27 protein-coding genes are annotated in these 26,974 nt (G+C 68.7%); 11 read left to right on the forward strand and 16 right to left on the reverse strand.

The window, feature by feature from the left end; translation table 11 throughout:
* Window positions 1–26: 26 nt before the first annotated feature.
* A complete protein-coding gene (locus tag EXE63_RS08855; RefSeq protein WP_168141643.1) occupies window positions 27–1,142 on the reverse strand; it encodes a type VII secretion-associated protein in 1,116 nt (371 codons plus the stop codon).
* Complete coding sequence (gene eccCa, locus EXE63_RS08860; RefSeq protein ID WP_168141644.1) at window positions 1,139–4,702, reverse strand: type VII secretion protein EccCa; 3,564 nt, start codon at window positions 4,700–4,702, stop codon at window positions 1,139–1,141. Before eccCa ends, EXE63_RS08855 begins: the two co-directional genes overlap by 4 nt.
* 108 nt (window positions 4,703–4,810) lie before the next feature.
* Here eccCa and eccD point away from each other — a divergent pair, with 108 nt between their 5' ends.
* Entirely contained in the window at window positions 4,811–6,124 is a 1,314-nt protein-coding gene (gene eccD, locus EXE63_RS08865; RefSeq protein ID WP_210000394.1) for a type VII secretion integral membrane protein EccD, read from the forward strand.
* A complete protein-coding gene (mycP, locus tag EXE63_RS08870; protein WP_168141646.1) occupies window positions 6,121–7,488 on the forward strand; it encodes a type VII secretion-associated serine protease mycosin in 1,368 nt (455 codons plus the stop codon). Before eccD ends, mycP begins: the two co-directional genes overlap by 4 nt.
* Here mycP and eccB read toward each other — a convergent pair.
* A complete protein-coding gene (gene eccB / locus EXE63_RS08875) occupies window positions 7,417–8,766 on the reverse strand; it encodes a type VII secretion protein EccB (protein WP_234904424.1) in 1,350 nt (449 codons plus the stop codon). The two genes, mycP and eccB, sit on opposite strands and share 72 nt — an antisense overlap.
* Window positions 8,767–8,880: 114 nt before the next feature.
* Entirely contained in the window at window positions 8,881–9,444 is a 564-nt protein-coding gene (locus EXE63_RS08880) for a CGNR zinc finger domain-containing protein (protein WP_168141648.1), read from the reverse strand.
* Between the two features lie 73 nt (window positions 9,445–9,517).
* Here EXE63_RS08880 and EXE63_RS08885 point away from each other — a divergent pair, with 73 nt between their 5' ends.
* From EXE63_RS08885 to EXE63_RS08905, 5 genes are read left to right on the forward strand one after another with little or no spacing between them, the layout of a single operon-like run.
* The gene (locus EXE63_RS08885; protein ID WP_168141649.1) at window positions 9,518–10,528 is read left to right on the forward strand and encodes an EamA family transporter; all 1,011 of its coding nucleotides are present in this window, start codon (window positions 9,518–9,520) and stop codon (window positions 10,526–10,528) included.
* Window positions 10,529–10,543: 15 nt separating this feature from the next.
* Entirely contained in the window at window positions 10,544–11,221 is a 678-nt protein-coding gene (locus tag EXE63_RS08890) for a cutinase family protein (RefSeq protein WP_168145479.1), read from the forward strand.
* Window positions 11,222–11,261: 40 nt separating this feature from the next.
* Window positions 11,262–11,909 (forward strand): cutinase family protein, encoded by a 648-nt coding sequence (locus EXE63_RS08895; protein ID WP_168141650.1) that lies wholly within the window; start codon window positions 11,262–11,264, stop codon window positions 11,907–11,909.
* Between the two features lie 24 nt (window positions 11,910–11,933).
* Window positions 11,934–12,644, forward strand: coding sequence for a cutinase family protein (locus EXE63_RS08900; RefSeq protein ID WP_168141651.1), 711 nt, complete (start codon window positions 11,934–11,936; stop codon window positions 12,642–12,644).
* A gap of 51 nt (window positions 12,645–12,695) precedes the next feature.
* Window positions 12,696–13,385, forward strand: a complete 690-nt coding sequence (locus EXE63_RS08905) for a cutinase family protein (RefSeq protein ID WP_210000398.1) — start codon at window positions 12,696–12,698, stop codon at window positions 13,383–13,385.
* Between the two features lie 7 nt (window positions 13,386–13,392).
* Here the strand turns inward: EXE63_RS08905 and truA are convergent, their stop codons facing one another.
* The 8 genes from truA to infA form a co-directional block, all read right to left on the reverse strand.
* A complete protein-coding gene (truA, locus tag EXE63_RS08910) occupies window positions 13,393–14,262 on the reverse strand; it encodes a tRNA pseudouridine(38-40) synthase TruA (protein WP_168141652.1) in 870 nt (289 codons plus the stop codon).
* Window positions 14,263–14,269: 7 nt separating this feature from the next.
* On the reverse strand, window positions 14,270–14,842 hold the full coding sequence (rplQ, locus tag EXE63_RS08915) for a 50S ribosomal protein L17 (protein ID WP_168141653.1): 573 nt from the start codon (window positions 14,840–14,842) through the stop codon (window positions 14,270–14,272).
* Between the two features lie 73 nt (window positions 14,843–14,915).
* Window positions 14,916–15,968, reverse strand: a complete 1,053-nt coding sequence (locus tag EXE63_RS08920; RefSeq protein ID WP_105364788.1) for a DNA-directed RNA polymerase subunit alpha — start codon at window positions 15,966–15,968, stop codon at window positions 14,916–14,918.
* An 82-nt stretch (window positions 15,969–16,050) separates the two neighbouring features.
* Window positions 16,051–16,656, reverse strand: coding sequence for a 30S ribosomal protein S4 (rpsD, locus tag EXE63_RS08925; RefSeq protein ID WP_057167086.1), 606 nt, complete (start codon window positions 16,654–16,656; stop codon window positions 16,051–16,053).
* Between the two features lie 17 nt (window positions 16,657–16,673).
* Window positions 16,674–17,090 carry a 30S ribosomal protein S11 gene (rpsK, locus tag EXE63_RS08930; RefSeq protein WP_019512358.1) on the reverse strand — a complete coding sequence of 139 codons (417 nt, stop codon included), beginning with the start codon at window positions 17,088–17,090 and terminating at the stop codon, window positions 16,674–16,676.
* A 6-nt stretch (window positions 17,091–17,096) separates the two neighbouring features.
* Window positions 17,097–17,471 carry a 30S ribosomal protein S13 gene (rpsM, locus tag EXE63_RS08935; RefSeq protein WP_057167085.1) on the reverse strand — a complete coding sequence of 125 codons (375 nt, stop codon included), beginning with the start codon at window positions 17,469–17,471 and terminating at the stop codon, window positions 17,097–17,099.
* A gap of 162 nt (window positions 17,472–17,633) precedes the next feature.
* A complete protein-coding gene (gene rpmJ / locus EXE63_RS08940; RefSeq protein WP_003879483.1) occupies window positions 17,634–17,747 on the reverse strand; it encodes a 50S ribosomal protein L36 in 114 nt (37 codons plus the stop codon).
* A gap of 82 nt (window positions 17,748–17,829) precedes the next feature.
* Window positions 17,830–18,051 carry a translation initiation factor IF-1 gene (infA, locus tag EXE63_RS08945; protein ID WP_003418601.1) on the reverse strand — a complete coding sequence of 74 codons (222 nt, stop codon included), beginning with the start codon at window positions 18,049–18,051 and terminating at the stop codon, window positions 17,830–17,832.
* A gap of 390 nt (window positions 18,052–18,441) precedes the next feature.
* On the opposite strand from infA, the gene EXE63_RS08950 reads away from it, so the two are divergent.
* From EXE63_RS08950 to EXE63_RS08965, 4 genes are all read left to right on the forward strand, one after another.
* Window positions 18,442–18,957, forward strand: coding sequence for a hypothetical protein (locus EXE63_RS08950; protein ID WP_168141654.1), 516 nt, complete (start codon window positions 18,442–18,444; stop codon window positions 18,955–18,957).
* A 21-nt stretch (window positions 18,958–18,978) separates the two neighbouring features.
* A complete protein-coding gene (locus EXE63_RS08955) occupies window positions 18,979–20,427 on the forward strand; it encodes a flotillin family protein (protein WP_168141655.1) in 1,449 nt (482 codons plus the stop codon).
* Window positions 20,428–20,557: 130 nt separating this feature from the next.
* Window positions 20,558–22,012 (forward strand): wax ester/triacylglycerol synthase family O-acyltransferase, encoded by a 1,455-nt coding sequence (locus EXE63_RS08960; protein ID WP_168141656.1) that lies wholly within the window; start codon window positions 20,558–20,560, stop codon window positions 22,010–22,012.
* Window positions 22,009–22,887, forward strand: coding sequence for a universal stress protein (locus tag EXE63_RS08965; protein ID WP_168141657.1), 879 nt, complete (start codon window positions 22,009–22,011; stop codon window positions 22,885–22,887). Before EXE63_RS08960 ends, EXE63_RS08965 begins: the two co-directional genes overlap by 4 nt.
* A gap of 20 nt (window positions 22,888–22,907) precedes the next feature.
* Here EXE63_RS08965 and EXE63_RS08970 read toward each other — a convergent pair whose 3' ends face one another.
* From EXE63_RS08970 to EXE63_RS08985, 4 genes are all read right to left on the reverse strand, one after another.
* On the reverse strand, window positions 22,908–23,795 hold the full coding sequence (locus tag EXE63_RS08970) for a universal stress protein (RefSeq protein WP_168141658.1): 888 nt from the start codon (window positions 23,793–23,795) through the stop codon (window positions 22,908–22,910).
* Entirely contained in the window at window positions 23,792–24,838 is a 1,047-nt protein-coding gene (locus tag EXE63_RS08975; protein ID WP_168141659.1) for a zinc-dependent alcohol dehydrogenase family protein, read from the reverse strand. The genes EXE63_RS08970 and EXE63_RS08975 overlap by 4 nt, the downstream gene beginning before the upstream one ends.
* A gap of 44 nt (window positions 24,839–24,882) precedes the next feature.
* Window positions 24,883–26,370 (reverse strand): bifunctional aminoglycoside phosphotransferase/ATP-binding protein, encoded by a 1,488-nt coding sequence (locus EXE63_RS08980; RefSeq protein WP_210000401.1) that lies wholly within the window; start codon window positions 26,368–26,370, stop codon window positions 24,883–24,885.
* Between the two features lie 102 nt (window positions 26,371–26,472).
* Window positions 26,473–26,856 (reverse strand): hypothetical protein, encoded by a 384-nt coding sequence (locus EXE63_RS08985; RefSeq protein ID WP_168141661.1) that lies wholly within the window; start codon window positions 26,854–26,856, stop codon window positions 26,473–26,475.
* Window positions 26,857–26,974 lie beyond the last annotated feature (118 nt).

Below are 26,974 nucleotides of genomic sequence, written 5' to 3' on the forward strand. Positions count from 1 at the left end.
TCGGTTCCGTGTGATCCGAATTCGTTTCACGGTGCCGCGTGTGCCGACCGGATGGCCGCATCGCAGTGCTGCCGGATCTCGGCCCCGGAGGACGGCTGCTGGCATCCGATCGCGATCCGCACCTGTCCGTCGAGGAAGACAGCCCAGGCGATCTCGCGGTCCGGGCGCGTCTCGACATAACTGAGCACGGCACGGCCACCCCGGTGGTCGTCGACGCGCAAACCGGTGAAGACCCCCGGCGGCTGCAGTGCCAGCGCAGCCTCCAGGACCGCGGCGGTGTGGGCCGTATTCGGTCCGGCCACCGACTGCGTGAGCAGGATCGCGGCGACTTCCTCGGTCGGCGAAAATGCCTGTACTCGGGGCGAACCCGCGCCCTCGGTGATCCGGCGGACCACCCAGCCGGCGGGGATCTCGACCGTCACGCGACCCTCGGTGAGCAGCGTCACGGGCCGCTCGGCGGGCTCGCCCGTCCTGGCTAGACCGAGCAGCATCCCGAGGGCCAGCAGCACGCCCGCCGACACCGCCCACCCCGACGTGCGCCGGCGCGGTACCGGCCCCGGCAGTTGGCGTTCCCCGAGGGCGGCGACCACCGTGGCGTCGTCGACGATCCGCACCTCGTGGCCGTGCAGCATATCGGCCAGGGCGGCCGCGATTTCCGCCGCGCCGGCCACACCCACCGGTGCGTCGATCACCACCGGTCCTGCTCCGATGACGTCGCGCGCGACGGTCTCGGCGACCCGGGCAGTCGCACCCAGACGGGGCGTGACCGCGATGGGCAGGGCCGAGCCACGGCAGATCACGAACTCCGGTGCGATCTCGACGACACTCGCGGCCGGTGATCGCAGCGTGTCGTGCCGACGCAGGATGACCGGTTCCTCGCAGTGCTCACCCGCGGCGCGCCGGATGCGATTCACCCGCGCCTCACTCCACCAGCCGGGACACACGAGCAGCAGTCCGCCCGCCGGTTCTCCGGCCGCCGCGGCGATGACCCGCGCCCACAGCTCGTCGAGGGCGACCGGCCGTTCATCGACGAGCACATGATCGTCGTCGATGGCATCGATTGCCGCAGCGACGATGTCGGCCGGCACCGGGTTCGGCCCGCTGACCGTTCCCGGTCCGATGACCAGTGCCGTGGCGCTCACGGTTCGGGGGTCCACGCGATCTGCACCCGCTCGTCGGCGTGCCCCCTGCGAGTCAGCATGGCCCGCCCCGGGGGTAGCGGTGTGGGCCGCGCGAGGCCGAGCAGGGCGCCCTCGTCCGCACCCGCGCTCATCAGCAGCCCAGCGCAGCCGAGCTCACGCATGGTGGCGGGCACCGGATTGAACATCGCCCGCGCCGCACCGCCGGCGCGGCGCGCGATGACCACGTGCAGTCCGATATCGCGGGCGTGCGGGAGGAATTCCAGCAGCGGTGCCAAAGGGTCCGTGCCGGCGCCCGTGATCAACTCGTAGTCGTCGACGATCACATATATCTCCGGACCCGACCACCACGACCGGTCGCGCAGTTGCTGCGGGGTGGCCGAGGCGCCCGGCAGCCGCCCACGCAGCTCATCGGTCAGCCCGGCGAGGTGTGTCTGCAGCATCCCGGTGGACATCAGGTAGCCGGCCAGGTACCCGGTGTCCACCACACCGAGCTGTGTCCTGCGCACATCGACGAGATGGATCTGCACCTGTTCCGGCGTGCAGGTACGGGTCAGTTGGGTGCACACCGTCCGCAGCGCCGCGGTCTTACCGCAACCGCTGTCGCCCAGCACGATCAGATGAGCGGTCTCGGCGAAATCGACGGCCATGGCTTTCAATTCGGACTCTCCGATGCCGATGGTGACGTTCGTCGGACCAGCGTCGCGGGCGGGCACCGATTGGCGCTCCACCAGGGCGGGCAACAGCCGGACCGGCACCGCCGAGCGGCCGGCGTGACGCATGCGCAGCTCCTGGCCGATGGCCTCGATGGTGTCCGGTCGAGACTGCGCGATGACCGAGACCCGGCCGTCGCGGGTGATCCCGGTGCCCGGCGGACTGTCGATGAGATGGCGGGCCGCCTTGCGGTCCATCTCGGATTCCGCGGGCTCACCCAGGCGCAGTTCGATCCGGGTGCCGAGTTGGTCCTTGAGCGCGGGCCGCAGTTCTGCCCAGCGGGAGGCCGTGATGACGACGTGGATTCCGTGGGCGAGACCCTGGGCGGCCATGGCGGTGATGGCCTCCACCAGGGCGTCGTCGCTCTCGCGGAGTGCACCCCACCCGTCCACCACCAGGAACACCTCGCCGTAACCATCGGGTGCCGCGGCACGACCGGCGTCCACCCGGCGTCGGATCAGCGCCTGCAGCTGTGCCACGGTCCGCCGCACCAGCTCGCCGTCGCCTGGTCCTGCGATGACGCCGGTGTGCGGAAGATGCTGTAGCGCAGCCAATGTGCCGCCACCGAAGTCCAGGCAGTAGAACTGGACATCGGCGGGGCCGTGCGTGGCAGCCAGCGCCAGTAGCAACGTGCACAACGAGGTGGACTTACCGGATCGCGTCGCACCCACCACGGCGACGTGCCCTCCGGCCCCGTTCAGGTCGGCGATGAGCAGGTCGCGACGCTGCGCGAAGGCGTTGTCCACCAAACCGATCGGCGCGGTCAGGCGGGTGCCGTCGTGCCGGGTGAGCAGTTCTTCCACAGTCGGACACCCCCTCAGCGCGGGCAGCCACAGCGTGTGCGCTGGACTGCCCCGGCCGGCCAGCCGGTGCAGCGCGGTCTCCAACACCGTTGCGCCGGTGTGCAGAGGCACCGCAGCCTGGCCGGCAGCGTCATCGGACGCCGCGGTGAACCGGCGTGGACGCAGGTCCGGTACGGCCCGGGAATCATCCCGGCCGGATACATACGCCGTCCGCAGCCGCACCAACAGGCCGTCGGTGGTCTTCAGGTAGGCCGCACCCGGCGCGGCAGGCAGCTCGTAGGCGTCGGGCACTCCGAGAACTGCCCGGGATTCGCCGGCCGAGAACGTCTTCAGACACACCCGGTAGGACAGGTGGGTCTCCAGGCCGCGCAGTCTGCCCTCATCGAGGCGCTGGCTGGCCAGCAACAGGTGCATCCCCAGTGACCTACCCAGCCGACCGATCGCGACGAACAACTCGGCGAGCTCGGGGCGCTGGCTGAGCAACTCGGAGAACTCGTCGATGACGATGAACAGCGCGGGTAACGCGGGCAGACCGGAGCCGGACGATCGCGCCCTGCGATACTCGGCGATGTTGGCGAGATTGCCTGCCGATCGCAGCACCTGCTGCCGGCGGTTCATCTCACCGGAGAGTGCATCGTGCATCCTGCTGACCAGGTATGCCTCATCGTCCAGATTGGTGATGACCGCCGACACGTGGGCGAGCTTCTCGAAGCCGAGAAACGTCGCGCCGCCCTTGAAATCGATGAGGGCGAGATTGAGATCGTCGGGCGGATGCGCAGCCACCAAACCGAGGATCAGTGTGCGCAGGAACTCGGACTTTCCCGATCCGGTGGCCCCGACGCACAGCCCGTGCGGGCCCATTCCGCCCTGGGCGGCCTCCTTGATGTCGAGGAACACCGGTTCGCCCCGCGCATCCACGCCATCACCGATACCGATGGGCACCCGCAGCCTGTCCGAATCCGAACGGGGGCGCCACAGCACGGCCGGATCGAGATCCGTTGCGGTATCGACGCCGATCAGACTCGTCCATGTCGTCCGGGCCGCTCCGGCATCCGGTCCGGTGCGCCACCGGGCCAGCCGGCGCGCACACATTTCCGCCTGCGCCGGCGACAGACCGTCCACGTGGTCGAATCCGGCGAGTTCGATGACAGTGTCACCGCCTCCGTTGAGATCGAGCACCGTGGCATCGGGGTCGGCCTGGGGCGGCATGTCCCCGTCCAGGATCGCCACGGCGTGGGAAGGCCCGCCCACGCCCGTCCCGTGGTGGGGCAGCCATTTCAGCCAGTCCCACTGCGGATCAACGGGTCCCGTCACGCGGACATCCCCCGGGCTGTGCAATACCGCAAGTTGGCAGACGATGGCACGCACCAGGGCTCGCGCCGCGGCCGGCTCACCGTCGAAACCGATGTGTCCGGTGACGTCGAGCGTGACGGGCAGGTCCGCCACCACGGATCGGCCGGCGAGGAGCTCCTCCAGCGCGGCCGTGGTCACCGGGTCCGGTTCGGCGACCGGATCGGCCGGGCCGGCGATCAGCGGCGTCACCAGCGGTCCGGCACCAAGACCGACCCTGATCCGGCAGAAGTCCGGGTCACCGGGCCTGCGCTCCCACATTCGCCGGCCGCCGGCCAGCGTCCACAGCACCGCGGGATCAGGATGTCTCCAATGCGCCGAAACATGCTGTCTCCGCGCGGTTTCGCGGGTCACCGACGCCACAGTGTCCAGGTAGCGCAGGTAGTCCCGCCGACCGGCGTTCAATTCGGCTGTCCGCCCGCGGGCGGTGTGCGCCAGTGTGCCGAGCACCGAAAGCACCATCATGACCGGGAAGATCAGGTACATCGGGTTGCGTGGAGCCGATGCACCCGGCCCGCTCGATGCGTTCAGATACAGCACCACCATGCCGCCGACCGCGACGAGCATCAGCACCGGCAACAGGCGCGCCAACGGACTCGCCGGCTCCGCGGCGGGTACCTCCGGTGGTCGCCGCAGCGGCACCTCCACCTCCGGCACGGGCGGAGCGGGCAGACGCTTCTCCCTGAGGAACTCCATTCCTGTTTTGACGCAGCGCGCGCCCCGCCGGTTCCCCCGAATTTTGGTGCGCGGTGCATGCTCGGCGCCCGGCTACCGTGACATCGGGGAGTGTTCGGGGGGATGGCGATGGATGATCCGTTGTGCCGGGTGTCGATTCAGCATGCCCGGCGGCAGCACGTGGTCGACCTCGTGTTGCCACGGCATGCCGAACTGGGCCTGCTGCTACCCGATATCGTCGGCCTCGTCGCCGACGGCGCGGCCTCGGATGCCGCCCCGCAGGGCTGGCGACTGGACCGTCTGCGCGGCGGGCACTGTGATGAGTCGATGACCCTGCACGAGAGCGGGGTATCCGACGGCGACGTCATGGTGCTCTCCCCCGTCGGCGCCCCGGCGCCCGGCCCGCTACCCGAGGATGCCTTCCGCGCCGTGTCCGGGGCCGAGCCCGGTCCCGAATCCCGCCCCGCGATCTCTGCCGGATTCTGGACGTGCGCCGGTCTGGCCGCGCTGATCGCGCTCGGCTACTCGGGCATCCACGGTGGCGCGCCGATGCCGGCCGCGGGGACCGCCTCGATCAGCGCGGCGGTGTGCCTGATCGCCGCCTGGCGACGGGACGCCATGCGCTCGACACTGCACGGTCTGGCGGTCGGTTTCATCTGCGTCGCAGGATTTCTGGCGGTACCCGGTGACGGCGGCACACCGGGGGTGACGCTCGGTGCAGCCGCCGGCTGTGTCGCCTCGCTGTGGTTGCTGCGCACGGCAGGCGGCGATGTCTGCTCGCTCACCGCGGCGGCGACCGCGTCCGCGGCGGTGGCGGCGGTGGCGTCATTCTCGCTCATGGTGTCCGTGGACCTGGCGGCATGGGGTGCGGTGCTCGGCGCGCTGTCCCTGGGGGTACTCAGTGTGGCCGGACGGGTCACGTTGGTGCTCAGCGGTCTTCGGCCACCGTTTCCCGGTGAGGGCATCGGCGCCGACCCGATATCGGCCGCGGCTGCGGCCGGTGGCCGTGATGTCTTCGCCGGGCTGGTCACCGGAAGTGCCACGGCGACCACGCTGGCCGTCGTCGCGATCGCCACCGGCTGCCTGGGCGCGGCGACGTGGCTTCCGGGATTCGCGCTGGTCGCGGTGCTGGCGGCCCTGCTGCTGTTGCGGACCCGGTGCTACGCCGACCCGCGGTGCCGCAACGCCCTGGGTTGGTGCGGCCTCATCTGCGCCACGGCAGCGGTCGCACTGGCGACGGTATCGGCGCCGCGGTACGCGGGTCCGGCGGTGGTGCTGACCGTGGCGCTCGCGGGCTGGTGCCGGGCAGGCCAGGGCACGCGCGCCGCGTCATGGGCACGCGGCGCCGATGTGGCCGAATACATCCTGCTTGCCGCGGCGGTGCCGCTGGCATGTTGGGTCGCCGATGTGTACGAGGTGGTGCGGTCGATGAGTGTCGGATGACCGGCCGGACAGCGCCGATGATCGCGACCGTGCTGTTGACGGTTGCGCCGGTCCTCACTGCGGCGCCTGCGGCCGCTGTCGGTCCACCACCGATCGAGGATCGGTTGTTGCCGCCGGCCGGACCGGCCGCGTCGCGTTATCCCACCGAACAATTCGCGACCTGCACCACCGCACCGGTGATGGTGTCCGGCCCGCCACGGGACAGGCCCGAACTGCGCACCGCGTGGGTTCGCACCCGCGGCGCCGGACAGATGGTGGCGGTCATCGACACCGGCGTGGCGCGGCACCGGCTGCTACCGCATCTGGTGCCGGGCGGGGATTACGTCGCCGACGGTGACGGCACCGCAGACTGTGACGGCCACGGCACCATCGTGGCCGGGATCATCGGTGCGGCTCCCGACCCGGCAGGCAGGTTCAGCGGTATCGCCCCGGATGCCGCCGTTCTGGCAATTCGGCAGTCCAGCATCAAGTTCCGTGCCGCCGGGCACGCCGGCGACGGCGACGGCGTCGGCGATGTCGAGTCGCTCGCGGCGGCGGTGCGGGCCGCCGCCGACCAGGGCGCAACGGTCATCAACATCTCGTCGGTGGCCTGCCTCGCGGTCGCCGACGCACTCGATGACCGCGCGCTGGGTGCGGCCCTGGCGTACGCGGTCGACACCCGCAACGTGGTGGTCGTTGCCGCGGCCGGAAATGTGGGCGGACAGGGCACCTGCCCGAAACAGAATCCACTACCCCCAGCCGGCGGCGGTCCGGACTGGGATCGCGTCGAGGTGGTGGCCAGCCCCAGTTGGTATGACGACTACGTCCTGACGGTCGGTTCGGTGGATGCCGACGGGGCGCCGTCGGACTTCACCTTGGCAGGTCCGTGGGTGGACGTCGCCGCCCCCGCCGAGGCCGTGATATCGCTGAACCCGGCCGGCGAGGGCCTGGCGGATAGCATGCCGGGATACCCTGAACCACAGCCGATTTCGGGCACCAGCTATGCGGCTCCGATGGTGTCGGGCGTGGCGGCACTGCTTCGCGCAGTGGCCCCGAACCTGACCGCCCGTCAGGTGATGCACCGCATCGAGAGCACGGCGCGGCGCCCTGGGTCGGGCTGGAATCCGTTGGTGGGACACGGCGTGGTGGATGTGCTGGCCGCGATGCACGGTATAGCCGGTCCGGTACCGGCGAGCGCGGCGCGCCCCCTCGCGCGGCCGCCCGCCGTGGCCACCGACGCCGAGCCGCGACGGTTCGCCCTGGTCGGTGCCGCGGTGTGCACGGTGCTTGCGGTGGCGTCGGCGGCGCTGAGATCACGACGGGGTGCCGACGCTGTCCCGCACCACGGTGGCACGGGCGACACCGAGTTCGGGTCCGCGCGGTAACAGCGCGAGCAGCGGCCACGGCGCGGCGCCCGGCGTCGGCGGTAGTCCGAGGGCTTCGGCGGCTTCGGCGTCACCGACACCGAATGCCACCCCGGCCCCGGTGACCAGGTACCGCGGGCCGGTCGACAGGCCTTCCCCGGTGACACCCGCCGCCCGGGTGTAGACACTGTGGCCGGCCGGGACCGCGACGGCATCGATCCCGGGGCCGGCGCCATCGGCCTGCACCAGGTCGAGGGCGCCCTCTGGTTCCGGCCGGGTGCCGGGCGCCAGCACGGCGGTGTCCGGCGCGGCGCCGTTTCGCCGCCACTGCCAGCGCGTGCAGAGCGAACCACCGAGATCCGCACCGGCCACCGCCGGATCCGCCAGATCGGTCACCGCCAAGGTGTCCAGCACCGGCACCGCGGTGATCCAGTCGGCCGGCACGTCGGGTATCTCGTCGGCGCCGTGTGAGTCCGTGAAGCGGATCAGATCGGCTGCCACCCGTCCCACCCGCTGCACTCCGCCGGCGAGCACCACATAGTGGTCGGCGGCGTCACCGGCCCGCGGCACCCGCAACACCTCGCCGACCCGGAAATCGGCGAGCCCGGCAGGTCCGGGGCCTCCGGCACCGGGCACCCGGGGCGCGGCGATCGGCGTCGCCTCCGGGAGGGGATCCAGTAGTGCGGCCGAAACCCTCAGCGGGACAATGTCATCGAGACGCAGTGCGCGTATCGCTGCCCGGTCGCGCAGGTCCACTGCGGCGCGCCGCCCGGCGTGTAACACGAAGGTGCCCCGCGCGCGTTCCTGCGCCGCGGTGACCAGGACCGGCGGAGCGATCGGATACTGCGTGGGTGGACCGATGATCATCGTCGTGGTCGAGTCGTCGCTGTCCTCGCACACCGTCCAAGCCTGCTGTTCGTCCCCGAGCGCCTGCGCGAGATCGCCCGGCGCGCCCGGGATGCCCATCAGCGGACCGCGTTCGGCGGCTGCGATCATGGCCGCGCTCACCAGCCGAGGCACCGCCGGGGTACCGGCGATCAGCCGAGCGGACGCCAGGTTCGGCACCGGGTGCATGACGTCACCGACTCGCACGTACATCGCACCGGACTCCCGCACCATGACGATGGGGTCGGCTCCCAGACTTCCGTGCGGCCTCAGCAGCGCCAGCACTGCACACACCGCCACCACGATCGCGGCCAGCACCATGCCGGCGACCAGGGCCATCGACTGGCTGCGGATCGGGTCGTCGAGCATCCGGATATCCCGGTACACCAACGCGTATTCCATTCTGCGCGTCATGAAGCGGTAACCGCTGACCTGAAGCCGTGTCACCGAACGCCGAACCATATGCCCCCCGGCTTCGACCCTAACCGGCTTGCCGCACGGCGCCACGCACCACTTTCCGGAGCGCTGTTACTCCTTGCCGCGCCGTTGCCGGTAGGCCGCCACGTGTTGCCGGTTACCGCAGTTGCCGGTGTCGCAGAAGATCTTCGAGCGGTTGCGGGACACATCAAAGAGCACAGCGCCACAATCCGGGGCGGCGCACGTTTTGAGCCGGCGCAGTTCACCGCCGCGGATGAGGTCGGCCAGTGCCATCGCCATCTCCGCGCCCATCCTGCGCGCCAGCGGGTCGTGGATCGAGGCCAGATGCAGATGCCATTCCGGCATCTCGGCGTGCCGGGTCAGCCAGGGCGAGGCCTTGGTGTCGGCGAGCAGCGCGTTCACCTGACCGACCGCGCGTTCCTCGTCGTCGGCGGCCGCCCAGAGCCGGCCGATGCGCTCCCGCAACCGGTGCACGTCGGCGAGTTCGGCCGCGTCCCGGTCGCGGCGCCCGGTCCAGCCGAACTCGGCCAGGTAGTCGTCGAGTCCCGCGATATCGCCGATCGTGTCGACGTTGCCGTCCGATGAACCTCGGTCGCTGTTGATCAGCACGCACGCGGCCCGCAGTGTGAGCTCCGTGTCATGAGTGAAAATCATTTGACGCATGACTCCCGTCACCGATATTGTCATGAGCAACATTCATTTTACTCATTACACCTTGGAGCGCCTCATGACGGTGACCGACGCGCGGTCCACGAACCGGTTCCGGCTCGGCCTGATGTTCGCGATCACGTCCGCCTTCGCGTTCGGCCTGTCCGGTCCGCTGGCGAAATCGCTCATGGAGGCGGGCTGGACCCCGACCGCCGCGGTGACCGCACGATTGGCGGGCGGGGCGCTGGCCATGGCCGTGTTCGCCAGTCTCGCCAAACCGGGGTGGTTCCGTGAGGCACTGGAGCATCGCCGCACGATCATCGCGTATGGCGTGGTCCCTGTCGCGGGTGCCCAGTTCTGCTACTACAACGCCGTCTCCCATCTCTCGGTGGGCGTGGCACTGCTGCTCGAATACACCGCCCCGATCCTGGTGGTGGGCTGGCTGTGGGCACGGACCCGGCGCCGGCCGGGCAACCTCACCCTGGCCGGCGTCGCCATCGCGATCACCGGCATCACGCTGGTGCTCGACGTGTTCTCGGGCGCGCACATCAACTCGACCGGAGTGCTGTGGGGACTCGCCGCCGCGGTCTGCGCGGCCTGCTACTTCATGATGTCGGAGAAAGCCAGTTCCGACGGCACGGGGCTGAGTCCCATCACACTGGCCGCGGCGGGTCTGATCGTCGGCGCCGTCGCCGTTGCCGCACTCGGCGTCTCCGGTGTGATGCCGATGCGCTTCAGCACCGAGAACGCCGCGGTGGCCGGCCTTACCCTGCCCTGGTTCGTCCCCGTCATCGCACTCGCCGTCATCCCGACCGCCATCGCCTACACGCTGGGCATCATGGGCGTGGCCCGGCTGCGACCGCGGTTCGCCTCCCTGGTGGGCCTCTCCGAGGTGTTGTTCGCGGTGCTCGCCGCCTGGGCGCTGCTCGGTGAGGCGATCACCGTCACCCAGACCATCGGCGGCGCGGTGGTCCTACTCGGCCTGGCACTGGCCCGCCAGGGCGACCGCACCGAACAGGTGGCACAGGCCAATTGGCCCGACGTCCCGCCCGTGCAACCGCCGGCCGGGCAACCGATTAGCCGTAGCTAACCTTTGAATGTGAAGATGTTGATCGTGAAGCTGCGCACGATGGCTGCCCGGTCGGCCGCACTGGGATCCGCCCTGGTATCCGCAATTGCCGTTCTTGCCGGTCCCGCACCGGTCGCGTCCGCCGAGCCCTGCTCCGATGTCGAACTGATCTTCGCGCGCGGCACCAGCGAGCCCCCCGGCATCGGCCGCGTCGGACAGGCACTCGCGGATTCGCTGCGTCCGCAACTCGGTGGCCGCACCCTGAGCACCTACGGGATCAACTATCCCGCCACCTACGACTTCTTCACCGCCGCCGACGGCGCCTTCGACGCGACCGGCCGCATCTCCTACCTGGCACAGAACTGCCCGGGAACGCAGGTCGTGCTCGGGGGTTACTCGCAGGGCGCGGCCATCGTGTCGATGCTCGTCGGGCTGCCGCCGGTCGGCGAAAAGATCGGCGAATTCGGTTCGGCGCCGCCACTGCCCGGCAACCTGGCCGGAAATGTCGCCGCGATGGCGGTCTTCGGCAACCCCGGCGCCAAGTTCAGCAACCCGGTGTCGGTGGCCCCACCGCCGTTCAGCGGCCGCGGTATCGACCTGTGCGCCGACGGCGATCCGATCTGCTCGCGCGGGCGCAACCCCTTCGCACACACCCACTACGAGTCATCGGGATTCATCCCGCAGGCCGCCGGGTTCATCGCCGGCCGCGTCTGATCCGGGACTTGTTTAGCCCGCCTCCGCGTTATGCTTTGGCGTGGCCATTGATCTTGTTCGCCGTTGTTCCGTATTCGTCGCCGCCGCTGCCACCGCAGCCGGCGCGCTGATCCTGACGCCGGCGTCACCGGCACAGGCCGAGGGATGCCCCGACATCGAAGTCGTGTTCGCCCGCGGCACCAATGAGGATCCGGGCCTCGGCCGGATCGGGACTGCCTTCGTGAACTCGCTGCGCAACAAGGTGGGCGGACGCTCGGTGGGCACCTACGCGGTGAACTACCCGGCAAGCTTCGACTTCCTGGCCGCCGCCGGGGGCGCCAATGACGCCAGCGGCCACGTCCAATGGATGATCAACAACTGCCCGAACACGCGAATGGTGCTGGGCGGCTACTCACAGGGTGCGGCCGTCATCGACGTCATCGCCGCGGTGCCGGTGCCCGGCATCGGGTTCAACGCCCCGTTGCCGCCGAACACCCCCGAGCACGTCGCCGCACTCGCAGTGTTCGGCAACCCGTCGGCAAAGGTGGGACTGCCGCTGACGGTGAGCCCGGTCTGGGGCGGCAGGTCCATCGATCTGTGCAACTTCGGTGACCCCGTCTGTGGCCCCGGCGAGGACGTTGCCGCCCACCGGGCCTACGACGGCGGTCCGGCGGAGCAGGCCGCGAGCTTCGCGGCCGGTCTGCTCTGAGCGCACCCCGGTACACTGCATCAGGTGTCCTTCCGAACGCTCCCAGCAAAGCGCCGTGCGCGTAAGTTCGCCGCCACCGTCGCCGCGGTAGCGGCCATCGCCGGCGGGTTCGTGGCCACGACGACGGCCGGGCCAGCCGCGCAGGTCCCCCGCGCCTCAGCCGAACCGTGTGCACCCGTGGAGCTGATCTTCGCGCGTGGGCGCAACGAGGCCCCCGGCGTCGGCAGGCTCGGCAATGCACTGGTGGCCGCACTGAATGCCCGGCTGCCCCAGCCGGTCGGCGTGTACGGGGTGAACTACCGGGCCAACACCGAGATACCGCAGGGCGCCAACGACATCAGCAACCGCATCCAGTACATGGCGGGCGCCTGCCCGGACACCCGGCTGATCGTGGGCGGCTACTCACTGGGCGCCGCATCGGCCGTACTGGCGCTGTCGGCCACCCAGCCAGGCATGGGCTTCAACCGCCCGCTGCCGCCCGGTATGGACAGCCACGTGGCCGCCGTCGTGCTGGTCGGCAACTTCTCCAAGCAGCTCCCCGGCCACCAGATCGCGGGACAGTACCTCGACCGGACCATCGACGTCTGCAACGCCGAAGACCCGGTCTGTTCGGGCGGTCTGCCGAACGACCTCAACGATCTGCAGCGGGTCTGGGGTGACCACCTGCAGGACGGCTACATCAGTTCCGGCCTGATCGACCAGGCCGCCGACTTCGCCGCCGCCCGGGTTCGGTAGACGGCTCACTTCGCAACGCGCACGTCAATTCCGGCCGCTACACTCGGTGCGGTGATCTTGACGCCGAGAGGTCCGGTCCGCCGTTTCACCGTGCTGGCGTCTGCGGTGTTCGTCGTGCTGGCCGCACTGACCGTACCCACGCTGACTGCGCCCGCCCTGCTGCCGACCGCCGGGGCGGTGTCCTGCCCCGACGCCGAGCTGATCTTCGCGCGCGGGCGCATGGAATCCGCCGGTGCCGGTCCCATCGGCAACGCCCTGGTGAGCGCGCTGCGCTCCAAGACGGGCAAGAACGTTGCACTCTATGCGGTGAAGTACCCCGCGGACACCCAGATCGACATCGGCGCCAACGACATGAGCGCCCGGGCGCAGTACATGTCGGCCAACTGCCCGGACACCCGGCTCGTCCTGGGTGGCTATTCGCTCGGTGCGGCGGTGACCGATGTGGTGCTCGCGGTTCCCTTCGCAGCCTTCGGCTTCAAGAATCCGCTTCCGCCCGGCATCGATCAGAAGGTCGCCGCGGTGGCGCTGTTCGGCAACGGGATCGCCTGGGTGGGCCCGCTCTCGAACTTCAGCCCGGTCTACCAGGAACGCACAATCGAGCTGTGCCACGGCGATGACCCGATCTGCAATCCGACCGACCCGGAAAACTGGGAATCGTACTGGGCCGACCACCTGGCTCCGGCATACATCAAGGCCGGCATGGTGAATCAGGCCGCCGATTTCGTGGCGCCGCGGCTCTGAGGCCGCCTCAGAGGGTACGTAGATCGCGCGTCACATGGATGCGCGCGGCCAGCTGATCATCGGGCGGATAATCCACCCCCACCAGCGTCAGCCCACGAGCCGGTGCCGCGGCGAAATCGCTGGAGCGCTTCGTCGCGTCGAGCAGCGACGCGCACCACGCCGGCTCCCGGCGTCCCTCCCCCACGGCCAGCAGGGCACCCACCAGTGACCGCACCATCGACCAGCAGAACGCGTCGGCGCTGACATGGGCGGTGAGCAGGTCGCCGTCTCGTGTCCAGTCCAGGCGCTGCATCTCACGGATCGTGGTGGCGCCGTCGCGGTGCTTACAGAAGGCGGCGAAGTCGTGCAGTCCGATCAGGTGGCGCGACGCTGCCGACATGGCGTCCACATCGAGCGGGCGTGGCCATGGCGTGACGAAACGGGCCTGCTGCGGGGTGGCTCCGTATGGTGCTGTGGCCAGGCGGTATTCGTAGTGTCTGCGCAGCGCGGAGAACCGCGCGTCGAAGCCGGCCGGGGCGCGCACGATGCTGAGCACCCGGGCGTCTTCGGGCACGAACCGTGCGAGACGTCTTGTCAGCGGCAGGAATTCGGGTTCCCCAGCAGGCCGCGCGCTGCGCGGGTAGGCATGCCCCAGCGCATCCTCGGGGATGTCGACATGCGCCACTTGGCCGGTGGCGTGCACACCGGCGTCGGTACGTCCGGCCGCCCGCAGGATCACCGGGGTGCGAAACACCGTCGACAGCGCGTCCTCGAGGACCCCGGCGACGGTGCGCTGCCCCTCCTGGGTGGCCCAGCCGGCGAACTCGGAGCCGTCGTAGGCGATATCCAAGCGCAAACGAACGAGCCCGCCACCGGAGTCGATGGCGGGCTCGTTCATTGCATTGCTACTTGGCGTCGTCGGCCTTGTCCTCGGCCTTGTCCTCGGTGGCCTCCTCGGCGACGGCCTCTTCGGCCGGAGCTTCGGTGGTCTCCTCGGCAGCCTCGTCGGCCGTCGGGCCTTCGGTGGCCTCGGGCTCGACAGCGGCCTGCGGGGCAGCGGCAGCCGCGACCTTCTGCGAGGCGTCCGCGCGGCGAGCGCGATTGGCCTCAGAGGTAGCAGTCTTCTCCCGGACCAGCTCGATGACGGCCATCGGGGCGTTGTCGCCCTTGCGTGCCTCCACCTTGATGATCCGGGTGTAGCCACCCTCGCGATCGGCGAAGAAGGGACCGATCTCGGCGAACAGGGTGTGCACCACATCCTTGTCGCGGATCTTCTTCATCACCTCACGCCGGTTGTGCAGCGTGCCCTTCTTGGCGTGGGTGATCAGCTTCTCCGCGTACGGACGCAACGCCCGTGCTTTCGGCTCGGTCGTCTTGATGCGGCCGTGCTCGAAGAGCGAGGTGGCCAGGTTGGCCAGCAGCGCGGCCTGGTGCGAGGACGACCCGCCGAGGCGAGGACCCTTGGTGGGCTTGGGCATTGCGACTATCTCCTATGTGGGGCCGGCCCCCGTATCAGGTAGGGCCGGGACGGACTTGGGCGGAATGCCCTGTTTAGAGCTGTTCGGTTTCGGCGAAGTCCTGGTCGGTGTCCAGGTCATAGCCTGCGTCACCGGTCCAGGTACCGGTGGCCACGTCGTAGCCGGCAACCTCGGACGGATCGAAGGTGGCCGGGCTGTCCTTGAGCGAGAGACCCAGCTGATGCAGCTTGATCTTCACCTCGTCGATGGACTTCTGGCCGAAGTTACGGATGTCGAGCAGATCGGACTCGGTGCGCGACACCAGCTCGCCGACAGTGTGCACGCCCTCGCGCTTGAGGCAGTTGTACGAGCGCACCGTCAGGTCGAGGTCGTCGATCGGCAGCGCGAAGCTGGCGATGTGGTCGGCCTCGGCCGGCGACGGCCCGATCTCGATGCCCTCGGCCTCGACGTTGAGTTCCCGTGCCAGACCGAAGAGTTCGACCAGGGTCTTGCCGGCAGACGCCAGCGCGTCACGCGGGGTGATCGAGTTCTTGGTCTCGACATCGAGGATCAGCTTGTCGAAGTCGGTGCGCTGCTCGACGCGGGTGGCCTCCACCTTGTAGGTCACCTTGAGCACGGGCGAGTAGATGGAATCGACCGGGATACGGCCGATCTCGGCACCGGAGGCCTTGTTCTGCACGGCGGGCACATAGCCGCGGCCACGCTCGACGACCAGCTCGACCTCGAGCTTGCCCTTGTCGTTCAGGGCCGCGATGTGCAGATCCGGGTTGTGCACCGTCACACCGGCCGGCGGCACGATGTCACCGGCGGTGACCGCACCCGGGCCCTGCTTGCGCAGGTACATGGTGACCGGCTCGTCCTCTTCCGAGGACACGACCAGACCCTTGAGGTTCAGGATGATGTCGGTGACATCTTCCTTCACACCGGGGACGGTGGTGAACTCGTGCAGCACACCGTCGATGCGGATGCTGGTGACCGCCGCGCCCGGGATGGACGACAGCAGCGTGCGCCGCAGCGAGTTGCCGAGGGTGTAACCGAAACCGGGCTCCAGCGGTTCGATGGTGAACCGGGACCGGTTGTCGGCCAACGTCTCTTCGGACAGTGTGGGTCGCTGTGAAATCAGCATGTTTCTCTATCTCCTTCTCGGCACCCGCTATTTGATGCCGTCTGGGCGTCCCAGGCCACCGTGGCCTGGGACGGTCACTCGTCTACTTCGAGTAGAACTCGACGATGAGCTGCTCGGTGAGCGGCACCTGGATCTGTGCCCGCTCGGGCAGCTGGTGAACCAGGATGCGCTGACGCTCGCCGACGACCTGCAGCCAACCCGGGATCGGGCGCTCGCCCGCGGCCTGGCGTGCCGCTTCGAACGGCAGGGTGTTGATCGACTTGTCCTTGACATCGATGATGTCGTACTGCGACACGCGGTAGCTGGGGATGTCGACCTTCACACCGTTGACGGTGAAGTGGCCGTGGCTGACCAGCTGGCGAGCCATCCGACGGGTACGCGCCAGGCCGGCGCGGTACACGACGTTGTCCAGGCGGCTTTCCAGGATGCGCAGCAGGTTCTCGCCGGTCTTGCCCGAAAGGCGGTTGGCCTCTTCGTAGTAGCGGCGGAACTGCTTCTCCATGACGCCGTAGGTGAAGCGAGCCTTCTGCTTCTCCTGCAGCTGGGTGCGGTATTCGCTCTCCTTGATCCGCGCGCGGCCGTGTTGGCCGGGCGGGTAGGGGCGCTTTTCGAACGACTGATCGCCGCCGACGAGGTCGACGCCGAGGCGACGCGACTTGCGGGTCGCGGGGCCGGTATAACGAGCCATTGTCTAAATCCTCTTCCCTAGACCCGGCGCCGCTTGGGCGGACGGCAGCCGTTGTGCGGCTGCGGAGTGACGTCGGAGATCGCGCCGACTTCGAGGCCTGCGGCCTGAAGCGAGCGGATCGCGGTCTCGCGGCCCGAACCCGGGCCCTTCACGAAAACATCGACCTTCTTGACGCCGTGTTCCTGCGCCTTGCGGGCAGCGTTCTCGGCGGCGAGCTGCGCGGCGAACGGGGTCGACTTACGCGAACCCTTGAAGCCGACGTGACCCGACGAGGCCCAGGCGATGACGTTGCCCTGGGGATCGGTGATCGAGACGATGGTGTTGTTGAAGGTGCTCTTGATGTGAGCAGCGCCGTGCGGGACGTTCTTCTTTTCCCTGCGGCGGGTCTTCTGACCCTTCTTGGCGGCGGTGCCGCCCTTCTTTGCCTGTGCCATCCGGGGTTACCTGGCCTTCTTCTTGCCGGCGATGGTGCGCTTCGGGCCCTTGCGGGTGCGCGCGTTGGTCTTGGTGCGCTGTCCACGCACGGGCAGGCCACGACGGTGGCGCAGTCCCTGGTAGCAACCGATCTCGATCTTGCGACGGATGTCGGCCTGGACCTCGCGGCGCAGGTCACCCTCGACCTTGAGGTTGCCTTCGATGTATTCGCGCAGCTGGCTCACCTGATCGTCGGTGAGGTCCTTGGTGCGCAGGTCCCGGCTGATGCCGGTGCCTTCCAGGATTTCCTGGGAGCGGGTACGGCCGATGCCGTAGATATAGGTCAGCGCGATCTCCATGCGCTTGTCACGCGGGAGATCGACGCCCATGAGACGTGCCATCAGGCAGTGATTCCTTCTCTATGCGGAGGTCTGTTCCCAGTCCGTTCCCCGTCTTGGCGGGGCCCGGCCTCCGTGCCGGGCGTGTAGTGAGCAGCCAATCCGCTCACTGGTACTGGGAGGTCTGCATTCAGTTGTGGGTGGTTCTGCGTGCTTGGACTGGGACTAACCCTGCCGCTGCTTGTGCCGCGGATCCGAGCAGATCACCATGACCCGCCCATGCCGGCGGATCACCCTGCACTTGTCGCAGATCGGCTTGACGCTCGGGTTCACCTTCACGGCTTCGCGATCCTTCTAGGTCGGTTGCGGCAGACACCGGAGTGCCCGCCACAGGTAGTGGTTGTTGCAGTTGAGGGGCGTGTTACTTGTACCGGTACACGATGCGGCCCCGGGACAGGTCGTAGGGCGAAAGCTCCACCACTACGCGGTCCTCGGGCAGGATGCGGATGTAGTGCTGCCGCATCTTGCCGCTGATGTGGGCCAGAACCTTGTGTCCGTTCTCCAGCTCAATGCGGAACATCGCATTGGGCAGAGGTTCGACGACACGGCCCTCGACCTCGATGGCACCGTCTTTCTTGGCCATACTGTGTTAGCGATCCTTGCCTTCGTTTTCGTATCTTGTGCACCCTCGGCTTGGCACGCCAGCAGCACCGACTGAGAACGTGGGCCGGATCACCGAAATCGCTAAGGTTTCAAGACAGGCACGCAAAGAGTCGGCGCGGAAGCCGCACCGTTGTTCCACGATACCCGCTGTCGGGTGTGCTTCAAAATCGCGAAACCAGTGCTCCCGCCGGGGTCCATCCGTACGACAATGGACGCGGGATCCCGCCCTCCTGCCCGCCGTACCCCGACCCCCGGGTCGCTCCGCTCCTGCCCGCCGTACCCCGATCCCGGGTCGCTCCGCTCCTGCCCGCCGTACCCCGACCCCCGGGTCGCTCCGCTCCTGCCCGCCGAACCCAACGGAGGTCCGTCAGTGACCGCTGTGTACCTCGCCGCCTTCATCGTCGGTGCCGTCGCGGTGATCGCGGCGCTGCTGCTGGCCGATGTCGGCCCCGGCGACGGTATGCCGTTCCTGAGTCTGACCGGCCTGTCGGTGGCGCTGCTGGGTGCCGGGACCGGCGGTCTGGTGGCCACCTGGATCGGCGTCGGACCGGTGGTTGCCGCGCTGGGCGCGGTGGGCACCGCCGTCGTGCTGATCGTGGTGTCACATGGGCTGCTGTTGCCCTATCTGCGTCGCCAGCAGTCCAACTCCCACCGCGGACGCTCGTCCTACATCGGCCTGCTGGGCACCGTCAGCCTCGAAGTCCCGGCCGGCGGCTGGGGCGAGGTGTCCTTCGTCGACGCCGAGGGCAACCGGGTGTTCTCCCGCGCCAAGAGCGACGAAACGTACGCCCTGCCCAAGGCGACCCAGATCTACATCGCCGATGTCGACGCCGATTTCGTCCACGTCGTCGCAGTCCCGCCAGACCTGGCAGTTCCCGAGCACTGACAACCCTGAGAGAGGCCTCACGTGTCCCCGCTGCTCATCGTCATCCTGGCCGCCGTCGCCGCCATCCTGATCCTGGTGGTGCTGCCACTCGTGTACGTCAAGAACTACATCAAGGTGCCGCCCAACGAGGTTGCGGTGTTCACCGGCCGCGGCACCCCGAAGGTCGTGCGGGGCGGAGCCCGGTTCCGGATGCCCGGTATCGAACGCGTCGACATCATGAGCCTGGAACCGTTCAACGTCAGCATCAACCTGCAGAACGCCCTGTCCAACAACGGGGTGCCGGTCAATGTGGAGGCGGTGGGGCTGGTCCGGATCGGTTCGGCCGATGAGGCCGTGCAGACCGCGGTACAACGCTTCCTCACCTCCGATCTCAACGAGTTGCAGCGTCAGATCAACGAGATCCTGGCCGGCAGCCTGCGCGGTATCACCGCCACCATGACCGTCGAGGACCTCAACTCCAACCGCGACACCCTGGCCCGCAGCGTCGTCGAGGAGGCCGGCAGCGACCTCGCCCGCATCGGCATGGAGGTCGATGTCCTCAAGATCGCCGGTATCTCCGATGCCAACGACTACCTCAAGTCCCTCGGTCAGCGCCGCATCGCCGAGGTGAAACGCGATGCCGCGGTCGGGACCGCCGAGGCCGAGCGTGACGCCCAGATCCGGTCCGCCAAGGCCCGCCAGGAGGGCTCGGTGGCCCAGGCCGAGGCCGACACCGCGATCGCGACGGCCAACCAGCGCCGTGATGTCGAACTGGCGCGGTTGCGCGCGCAGACCGAGGCCGAGAATGCCCAGGCTGACCAGGCCGGGCCGCTGGCCAACGCCCGCGCGCAGAAGGATGTCGGCATCGCCACCGAGCAGGCCGAGGCCGCCCGGGTGCAGGCCCGCATCGAGGTGGAGCAGCGTCGCGCCGAACAGGCGCAGGCGGCATTGCAGGCCGATGTCATCGCCCCGGCGGAAGCCCAGCGCCAGGCCGATATCGCGCTCGCCGAAGGACAGCGGCAGGCCGCGATCCTGGCCGCTCAGGCCAAAGCCGAGGCGGCGCGGCAGGCCGGTGAAGCCGAGGCCGACGCCCGCAAGGCCGCCGCCGACGCCCTGCGTGTCGAGCAGCAGGCCGAGGCCGCCGGCATCGAGGCCAAGCTGGTCGCCGAGGCGACCGGCAAGAAGGAGATCGCCTCGGCGCTGAACAGCTACAACGCCGAGGGAGCCCGGCTGCTCATGCTGCCCGACGTGCTGGCCTCGGTGGTGAAGGCGACCGAGGCGGCCGCCATGCCGCTGGCCGAGATCGAGCGGCTGTCCATCATCGGCGGATCCGCCGATGCCCAGGACGCCGTAGGCGGCCTGCTCGGCGTGAGTCCGCTGGCGGTCGCCAAGATCGTCGAGGCCCTGAAAACGTCCGGAATCGACGTGGCCGCCCTCCTGAACCGATCTCCGGATTCGACCGCCGACAATGGCGACCAACCCACGCGATGACGCGGGGCAGCGCGTCAGCCCCACCCGCGCAATGTCGTGACCGTCCCTCGGCGAGGAAGGGCCGCAGGTCCCGCTGAGCAGGGACCTGTGACTCTGACCCTGGCCCGCCCCCGCGTCGATAGTCGTAGGGGTGGCCCGTCTCAACACCCTCGATGCCGGTTTCCTGGACGCCGAGGACGCCGATCCCCACGTCAGCCTGGCGGTCGGGGCGGTATCCGTGCTGAACGGGCCGATACCCGACCACGACCAGCTCGTGGCTGCCATCAGTGACCGGATCTCCGCGATTCCCCGGCTGCGGCAAGTCGTACGCAGGCAACCGTTCGACCTGCTGGCTCCGGAGTGGGTCGACGACCCGGCCCCCGACTCGGCACACCACATCCGCCGCGCCGCCCTGCCACACCCGGGTGACGACGCGGCCCTGTTCCGGTTCACCGCGGAGGCGATGGAGCCCCGTCTCGACCGGGAACGACCGCTCTGGCAGTGCTGGATCATCGAGGGCCTCGCCGAGGGCCGTTGGGCGTTGTTGATGAAGGTGCATCACTGCATCGGCGACGGCATCGCGACCATGCACATGCTCGCCGGGCTGAGCGACGGCGGTGAAGGCGAGACGTTCGTCAGCGCGATCCGCGCCGCCCACGCGGACACCCCCGTGGCGCCCGCACCGCCGGCGCTCACGCTCAATCCGCTCCGATGGGCACGCAGCGCTTGGGACACCGCATCGGCGGTGACCGCAGCAGCCGCACTGACCGTCGGCGGCACGGTGCAGATCATCGACGGTCTGCTGCGCTCCGGACCCGGGTCCACGCTGAACGGACCCGTGACGACGATGCGGCGTTACAGCGCCGTCCAAGTCCCCCTGGTCGACGTGGCATCGGTCAGCCAGGCATTTGACGTCACGCTCAACGATGTCGCGCTGTCCGCCATCACGGACAGTTTCCGATCCGCATTGAAACGTCGCGGCGAGGTGCCCCATCACCGGGCGCTGCGCACCCTGGTACCCGTCTCGGTGCGATCCAGCGAGGCGATGGATCGGGTCGACAACCGGGTTTCGGTCATGTTGCCCTACCTACCGGTTGACGAACCCGACCTGGTGGAACAGCTGCACACCGTGCACCGGCGGATGGCGCGAGCCAAATCCGGCGGTCAACGCCAGGCCGGCAGCTCCGCGGTGTCCGCGTTGAACCTGGTGCCGTTCGCCCTCGCGTCGCGGGCCATCCGCATGCTGACCGCACTGCCGCAACGCGGCATCGTCACGCTGGCGACCAACGTGCCCGGACCCCAGCACCATCTTCGGGTGTTGGGGCGCGAAGTTGTTCGCATGCTTCCCGTTCCACCGGTGGCGTTGCGGCTTCGTGCCGCGGTGGCCATCCTGAGCTACGGCGAGGACCTGTTCTTCGGAATCACCACCGATTTCGATGCTTTTCCCGATGTCGACGACCTCGCCGACGGTATCGGCCGGGCCCTCGCCCACCTCACCGCCGTCGCTCGGCACCCGCGCCCGGGCCGGCCCGCGTTGGCGCTGCTCGATTTCAGGACGACCGAACGATCAGACGACAACCGATCAGCGGTGAAAGGAACACGATGACACAGCCGAACGAGGTCGAGATCGAGAAGATTGTTGCCGGAGTGGCTGATTCGCCATCATCACGAGCCGCCGTCGAATGGGCCGCCAGAGAGGCCGAGCTCCGCGGTGTTCCCTTGGTCCTGCTCCACGCGAGCACGTTGCCCATCGGGGCCTGGCCGATCGCACCGGTACCGGTGGGGTACCTGGAATGGCAGATGAAGGTCGGGCGAGAACTTCTCGATGACACCGCTCGCCTGGTGGAGCAGACCACCGGCGGCGCCGTCTCGGTGACGACCGACCTGGTCGTGGCCACTCCGACCGCAGCGCTGGTGGAGGCCTCCCGCACGGCCGGCATGGTCGCCGTGGGATCACGAGGCAAGGGCGCACTTTCACGGTTGGTGTTGGGCAGCGTCAGCGCGGGCCTACTGCACCGTGCACAATGCCCGGTCGTCGTGGTTCACGGTGAGGGCCCTACGCCCGCCCCCGACGCGCCGGTTTTGCTCGGGTTCGACGGATCGCCCTCCTCGCAGTCGGCCATCGCGCTGGCGTTCGACGAGGCGTCCCGGCGCCGGGTGGGATTGGTCGCCATGCATGCATGGTGGTCTCCCGGAGCTTTCGAGATGCCCGGCTTCGATTGGGAGACACTGCGTCCGGAGGTGAACCGGCAGATCCGGGAAATGCTCACCGCCTGGCAGCAGCGCTTCCCCGACGTGCCCGTGGAACGCATCGTGGTCGCCGACCAGCCCGCCGCACGGATCGTCGAACATTCGGACTCGTGCCAGTTGATCGTGGTGGGAAGTCACGGGCACGGCGCAGTGGGCAGCACGCTGCTGGGGTCGGTGAGCAACGCGGTCGTGCACGCGGCAACTGTGCCGGTGATCGTCGCGCGCCAGTAGTGCGCCGACGGCCGGCCCGCTCAGCCCGGGCTGCGCTTCGAACGACACACCGCGACGGGCACCGCCGAATGATGCAGCATGTTCAGGCTCGTCGACCCCAGGACGGCCGCAGCCAGCGGCGCGCGCCCACGGCTGCCGACGATCACCATCTGCGCGTCGGACAGCTGTTGCAGCAGTGCCCGACGGGGGCCGAGGGCATCGACGAGCACATCGACGCTGACCTGTGGATGTGCCCGGCGGTAGGGCTCGACGGCCCGATTCAGGGCGTTCACCTGCTCCAGCTCGACAGCCCCCCAGTCGATCAGGAAGGGAACCGAGATGTCACCGGCAGGCACCCGCATCGACCATGCGTGGACCGCCTGCACCGGAGCCCCGAGCGCGGCAGCCAGTTCGAAGGCCAGATCCAGCGCGGCGTCGCTGGAGCCATCCACTCCGACCACGATGGGCTGCGTTGTCGGCCGCAGGAGTTCGCCACGCCAGGCGATCACCGGGCAATCCGCGTGACCGCACAGGTCAAGCGTGAGCGATCCGACAAGTACCGCAGCACCGGGTGATACGTCGTCACAGCCCAGCACCAGCAGCCGGGCGTTCCGGCTGAGGGCCTTCAACGCATCCTCGACGGGCTCCTCGAGGGCGACCGTGCTGATCTCCAGGTCCGGGTGGTCACGTCGGACCGCCTCGGCCGCGGTCTTGAGAATCATCGGCGCCGCCTCACGCTGGGCGCTGACACTGGCCGCGGCGACGGCGGCCATCACATCACTGAACTGATGCCCGCCGTGCGACATCGCATGCACGATCTGCAGTGACGTTCCCAGGTGATGTGCCAGCGCACCCGCCCAGCGGGCGGCGTGGTGCGCGACGATCGTGCCGTCCACGCCGACAATGATCGGCGCTGCGATACCGGTCATTTCGGCACCGTCAGCAATACCTTCAATGCTCCCGTTTCAGCCGGCCGGCTGAAGACGTCGTAAGCGGCCTCGAAATCGTCGAACGTGAAGCGGTGCGTGATCATCGCCGCGGTGTCCAGCCGGTTGCCTGCCACCAGATCTACCAGTGTCGGCGTGGAATAGGTGTCGACCAGCCCGGTGGTAATGGTGAGATTCTTGATCCAGATGTCTTCCAGGTGCAGTGTCGCCGGCGCCCCGTGCACCCCGATATTGGCGACGTGGCCCCCGGCCCGGGTCAGCCGAACGGCGTCCTCGAAGGTGCCCGGTGTGCCCACGGCCTCCATGACGCAGTCGGCACCGAGACCGCCGGTCAACCCGTCGATCACCGCCCGCACCGACCCCGTGCCCGGATTGACCACCACATCGGCGCCGAACGTGCGCGCGGCCTCCAGCCGGGAGTCGGCCACATCGATGGACACGATGGTTCGCGGGCTGTGCAGCCGGGCGGTGAGTATCGCTGCCAGGCCGATCGGTCCGGCGCCGACGATGGCCACCACGTCGCCCGGCCGGACCGCGCCGTTGAGCACACCGACCTCGTAGGAGGTGGGCAGGATATCGGCCAGCATGACCATCTGTTCGTCGCTGACTCCCTCGGGCACCTTGTGAGTCGAGTTGTCGGCGAACGGAACCCGCACGTACTCGGCCTGTGTCCCGTCGATGAGGTGCCCGAGAATCCAACCGCCGCCGCCCAGGCACTGCCCGTAATGCGCCTCGCGGCAATAGCGGCATTTTCCGCATGCACTGATGCAGGACACCAGCACGCGGTCCCCGATATCGAGGGTCTCGACCGCCGCTCCGACGGCTGTCACGGTGCCGACGGCCTCATGGCCCAGTACTCGGCCCGAAGCCACCTCGGGCACATCACCTTTCAGGATGTGCAGGTCGGTGCCGCAGATCGTGACGGCGTCGACCCGAACGATCACGTCACCGGGATGCTGGAGTTGCGGGTCGGGCACCTCCTGCCACGATCGCCGTCCGGGTCCTTGGTAGACGAGAGCTTTCACAACAGGTCCCTTCTTTGTGGAGTGTGATATGCCGGCCGCGTCGATCAAATTCCGGTGCAACAGATTTGCCGCGCTTCGGCAGTGCTCACGTGCAGCGGGCGGCTGGTGTCCACACGATGGGCGCCCGCCCAGTCGTCGAGGTCGGGTGCGAGCGGGGCGGCCATCTCCACCGTCGCATCGGAGGACGTGTCGGCCCGTGTCGCGATGCGTGCCTTCGCATCGTCAAGTGCTGTCCTGCATACGAACTCGATGACCGGCACCGAAAGGTCACCGGCGATCGCATGTGCCGAACGGCGGTGCCGGGGATCACGCCAGGTCCCGTCCAAGATGACCGTCTGGCCACCGGCCAGTAGCCGTTGCGCTCGACGGCAGACCTCGTCATAGACGAGATCTACGTTCTCCGGGGTGTACAAGCCTGCTCGCAACGTACCGGCGGACCCACTGATTCGACCGTCCTGCTGCAACTCGCGCCGGGTGTCATCGGTCGAGATCACCTGTGCCCCGATGTCGGCGGCCAATGATCGGGACAAGGTCGATTTCCCCGTGCCGGGGCCGCCTCCGATGATGATCAGCCGGACCGTTCCCATCCTGAGGTGTTCGAGTGCGATGCAGAGGTGCCTGCGGGCATCGTCGCGAGCTTCGGTGTGCCCCTGCAGCACACGGATGCAGTCGACTTTGGCGCGGACCACCGCGCGGTAGGAGATGTAGAAGTGGACCAGCGCCGGTGGGGCCTGATCGTCGGCCCGACGCACATACTGATCCAGGAAGTACGCGCCGAGGTCTTTGTGCCCCAGGAACTCCAGGTCCATCGCGAGGAACGCGGCATCGTCGATACCGTCGACATAGCGCAGGTGATCGTCGAACTCCAGGCAGTCCAGCAGCGCGGGGCCCTCCGGCAGGCAGTAGATGTCGGCGGCCATCAGGTCACCATGACCGTCGACGATCCGGTGTTCCTCGATGCGCCGCCCGAACAGGGCCCGTCGGCTGGAGACGAACGCGGCGAAGAGCCGTTCCAGTTCGGCGACCCCGTCGATGGGCAGGATGTCGGGCGCGTAGCTGCGCAGTTCGGCCAGGTTCTCCCGCCAGCGGGCGGTGACGGCGTCCACCGTTGCGCAGGTGTCGATGAGGTGATTGCGTTCGGCGGTCCGATGGAAGCGGGCCAACAGGGTGGCGATCTGTTCCAGCTCGGTCTCGACCGAGCTGGATTCGGTGACCAACCTCGCCAGGCAGCGTGAGTCCGGGTGGCGGCGCATCACGATGACCGGCTCGCCAGGACCGTCGGACAATCCGACCAGGTGCGCCACGCCGAGATAACTCGCGGGCGCCAGGCGCCGATTCAGGCTCACCTCGCGCCGGCAGACACGTTCTCGGTCTTCGGGGGCGCTGAAGTCCAGGAAGTCGGTGACCACCGGCTTCTTGACCTTGTACGCGCGATCGCCGATGAGTACGACCAGACCGGTATGGGTTTCCCGGATCTCGGCGGCACCGACCGACTCCAAGGTCTCCGCGAGCCGATCGGGCGCTGCATCCATACCCACCATCGTCGTTTCCGGGCGACGGTGCCGGAAACGGCCGAGCGTCCCCGGCCGGGTAGCAATGGTCCTCGCTCTTCAGGGCACAAATACCCTTCAGACTCACGGTGCCGCAGGCCCGGTGGCGGACCCCGCCAAGTACTTGTTGGCAGTCGCCATCGCCGCCTGCACCTGGCGGCCCGCCTGTTCGAGGTTGGACAGGAACTCCGCGTCATAGTTGTTCGGTGTCTGCTCGATCACCGACAGGCACATGTGCGCAGCAGCATGCGCATCCGCCGCCGCGGCACCCAACTCTGCACTCAGATCCCCGACAGGTGCGGGTAAATGCGCGGGCACCCGCACCGCGGCAACATCGTGCATCACCTGGCAGTCCGACGCGAGCGCGACGGGCTCCCTGCGGCGCAACGCCCTCTGCGTCTCGTCGAGAACAGCCTGCAGCGCCGCGACATCCCGCACACTGGCGGTGTCGTCCGCCCGGTCGGTCATGAGTATCACCGAAACGATGATCCGCCGGCCCACGGGTCCGGCTCCTTGCCATGAGTCACATATCCGATCAATGAGGGACCGGGTTCATCGTCACGGTGATGATCGACGACGGTGTCAC

This window comes from Mycolicibacterium frederiksbergense (genome assembly GCF_012223425.1).
GTDB lineage: Bacteria > Actinomycetota > Actinomycetes > Mycobacteriales > Mycobacteriaceae > Mycobacterium > Mycobacterium frederiksbergense.

Excerpts from the sequence above, each read along its gene's own strand:
- EXE63_RS08885 (WP_168141649.1), top strand. The coding sequence starts at position 9,518 with ATGACGGTGACCGACGCGCGGTCCACGAACCGGTTCCGGCTCGGCCTG.
- rpsD (WP_057167086.1), bottom strand. The coding sequence starts at position 16,656 with ATGGCTCGTTATACCGGCCCCGCGACCCGCAAGTCGCGTCGCCTCGGC.
- eccCa (WP_168141644.1), bottom strand. The coding sequence starts at position 4,702 with ATGGAGTTCCTCAGGGAGAAGCGTCTGCCCGCTCCGCCCGTGCCGGAG.
- rpsK (WP_019512358.1), bottom strand. The coding sequence starts at position 17,090 with ATGGCACAGGCAAAGAAGGGCGGCACCGCCGCCAAGAAGGGTCAGAAG.
- EXE63_RS08985 (WP_168141661.1), bottom strand. The coding sequence starts at position 26,856 with ATGACCGACCGGGCGGACGACACCGCCAGTGTGCGGGATGTCGCGGCG.
- EXE63_RS08880 (WP_168141648.1), bottom strand. The coding sequence starts at position 9,444 with ATGATTTTCACTCATGACACGGAGCTCACACTGCGGGCCGCGTGCGTG.
- EXE63_RS08965 (WP_168141657.1), top strand. The coding sequence starts at position 22,009 with ATGACACAGCCGAACGAGGTCGAGATCGAGAAGATTGTTGCCGGAGTG.
- mycP (WP_168141646.1), top strand. The coding sequence starts at position 6,121 with ATGACCGGCCGGACAGCGCCGATGATCGCGACCGTGCTGTTGACGGTT.
- infA (WP_003418601.1), bottom strand. The coding sequence starts at position 18,051 with ATGGCCAAGAAAGACGGTGCCATCGAGGTCGAGGGCCGTGTCGTCGAA.
- rpsM (WP_057167085.1), bottom strand. The coding sequence starts at position 17,471 with ATGGCACGTCTCATGGGCGTCGATCTCCCGCGTGACAAGCGCATGGAG.
- EXE63_RS08920 (WP_105364788.1), bottom strand. The coding sequence starts at position 15,968 with ATGCTGATTTCACAGCGACCCACACTGTCCGAAGAGACGTTGGCCGAC.
- eccB (WP_234904424.1), bottom strand. The coding sequence starts at position 8,766 with ATGACGCGCAGAATGGAATACGCGTTGGTGTACCGGGATATCCGGATG.
- truA (WP_168141652.1), bottom strand. The coding sequence starts at position 14,262 with ATGAACGAGCCCGCCATCGACTCCGGTGGCGGGCTCGTTCGTTTGCGC.
- EXE63_RS08890 (WP_168145479.1), top strand. The coding sequence starts at position 10,544 with ATGTTGATCGTGAAGCTGCGCACGATGGCTGCCCGGTCGGCCGCACTG.
- EXE63_RS08970 (WP_168141658.1), bottom strand. The coding sequence starts at position 23,795 with ATGACCGGTATCGCAGCGCCGATCATTGTCGGCGTGGACGGCACGATC.
- eccD (WP_210000394.1), top strand. The coding sequence starts at position 4,811 with ATGGATGATCCGTTGTGCCGGGTGTCGATTCAGCATGCCCGGCGGCAG.
- rplQ (WP_168141653.1), bottom strand. The coding sequence starts at position 14,842 with ATGCCCAAGCCCACCAAGGGTCCTCGCCTCGGCGGGTCGTCCTCGCAC.
- EXE63_RS08980 (WP_210000401.1), bottom strand. The coding sequence starts at position 26,370 with ATGGATGCAGCGCCCGATCGGCTCGCGGAGACCTTGGAGTCGGTCGGT.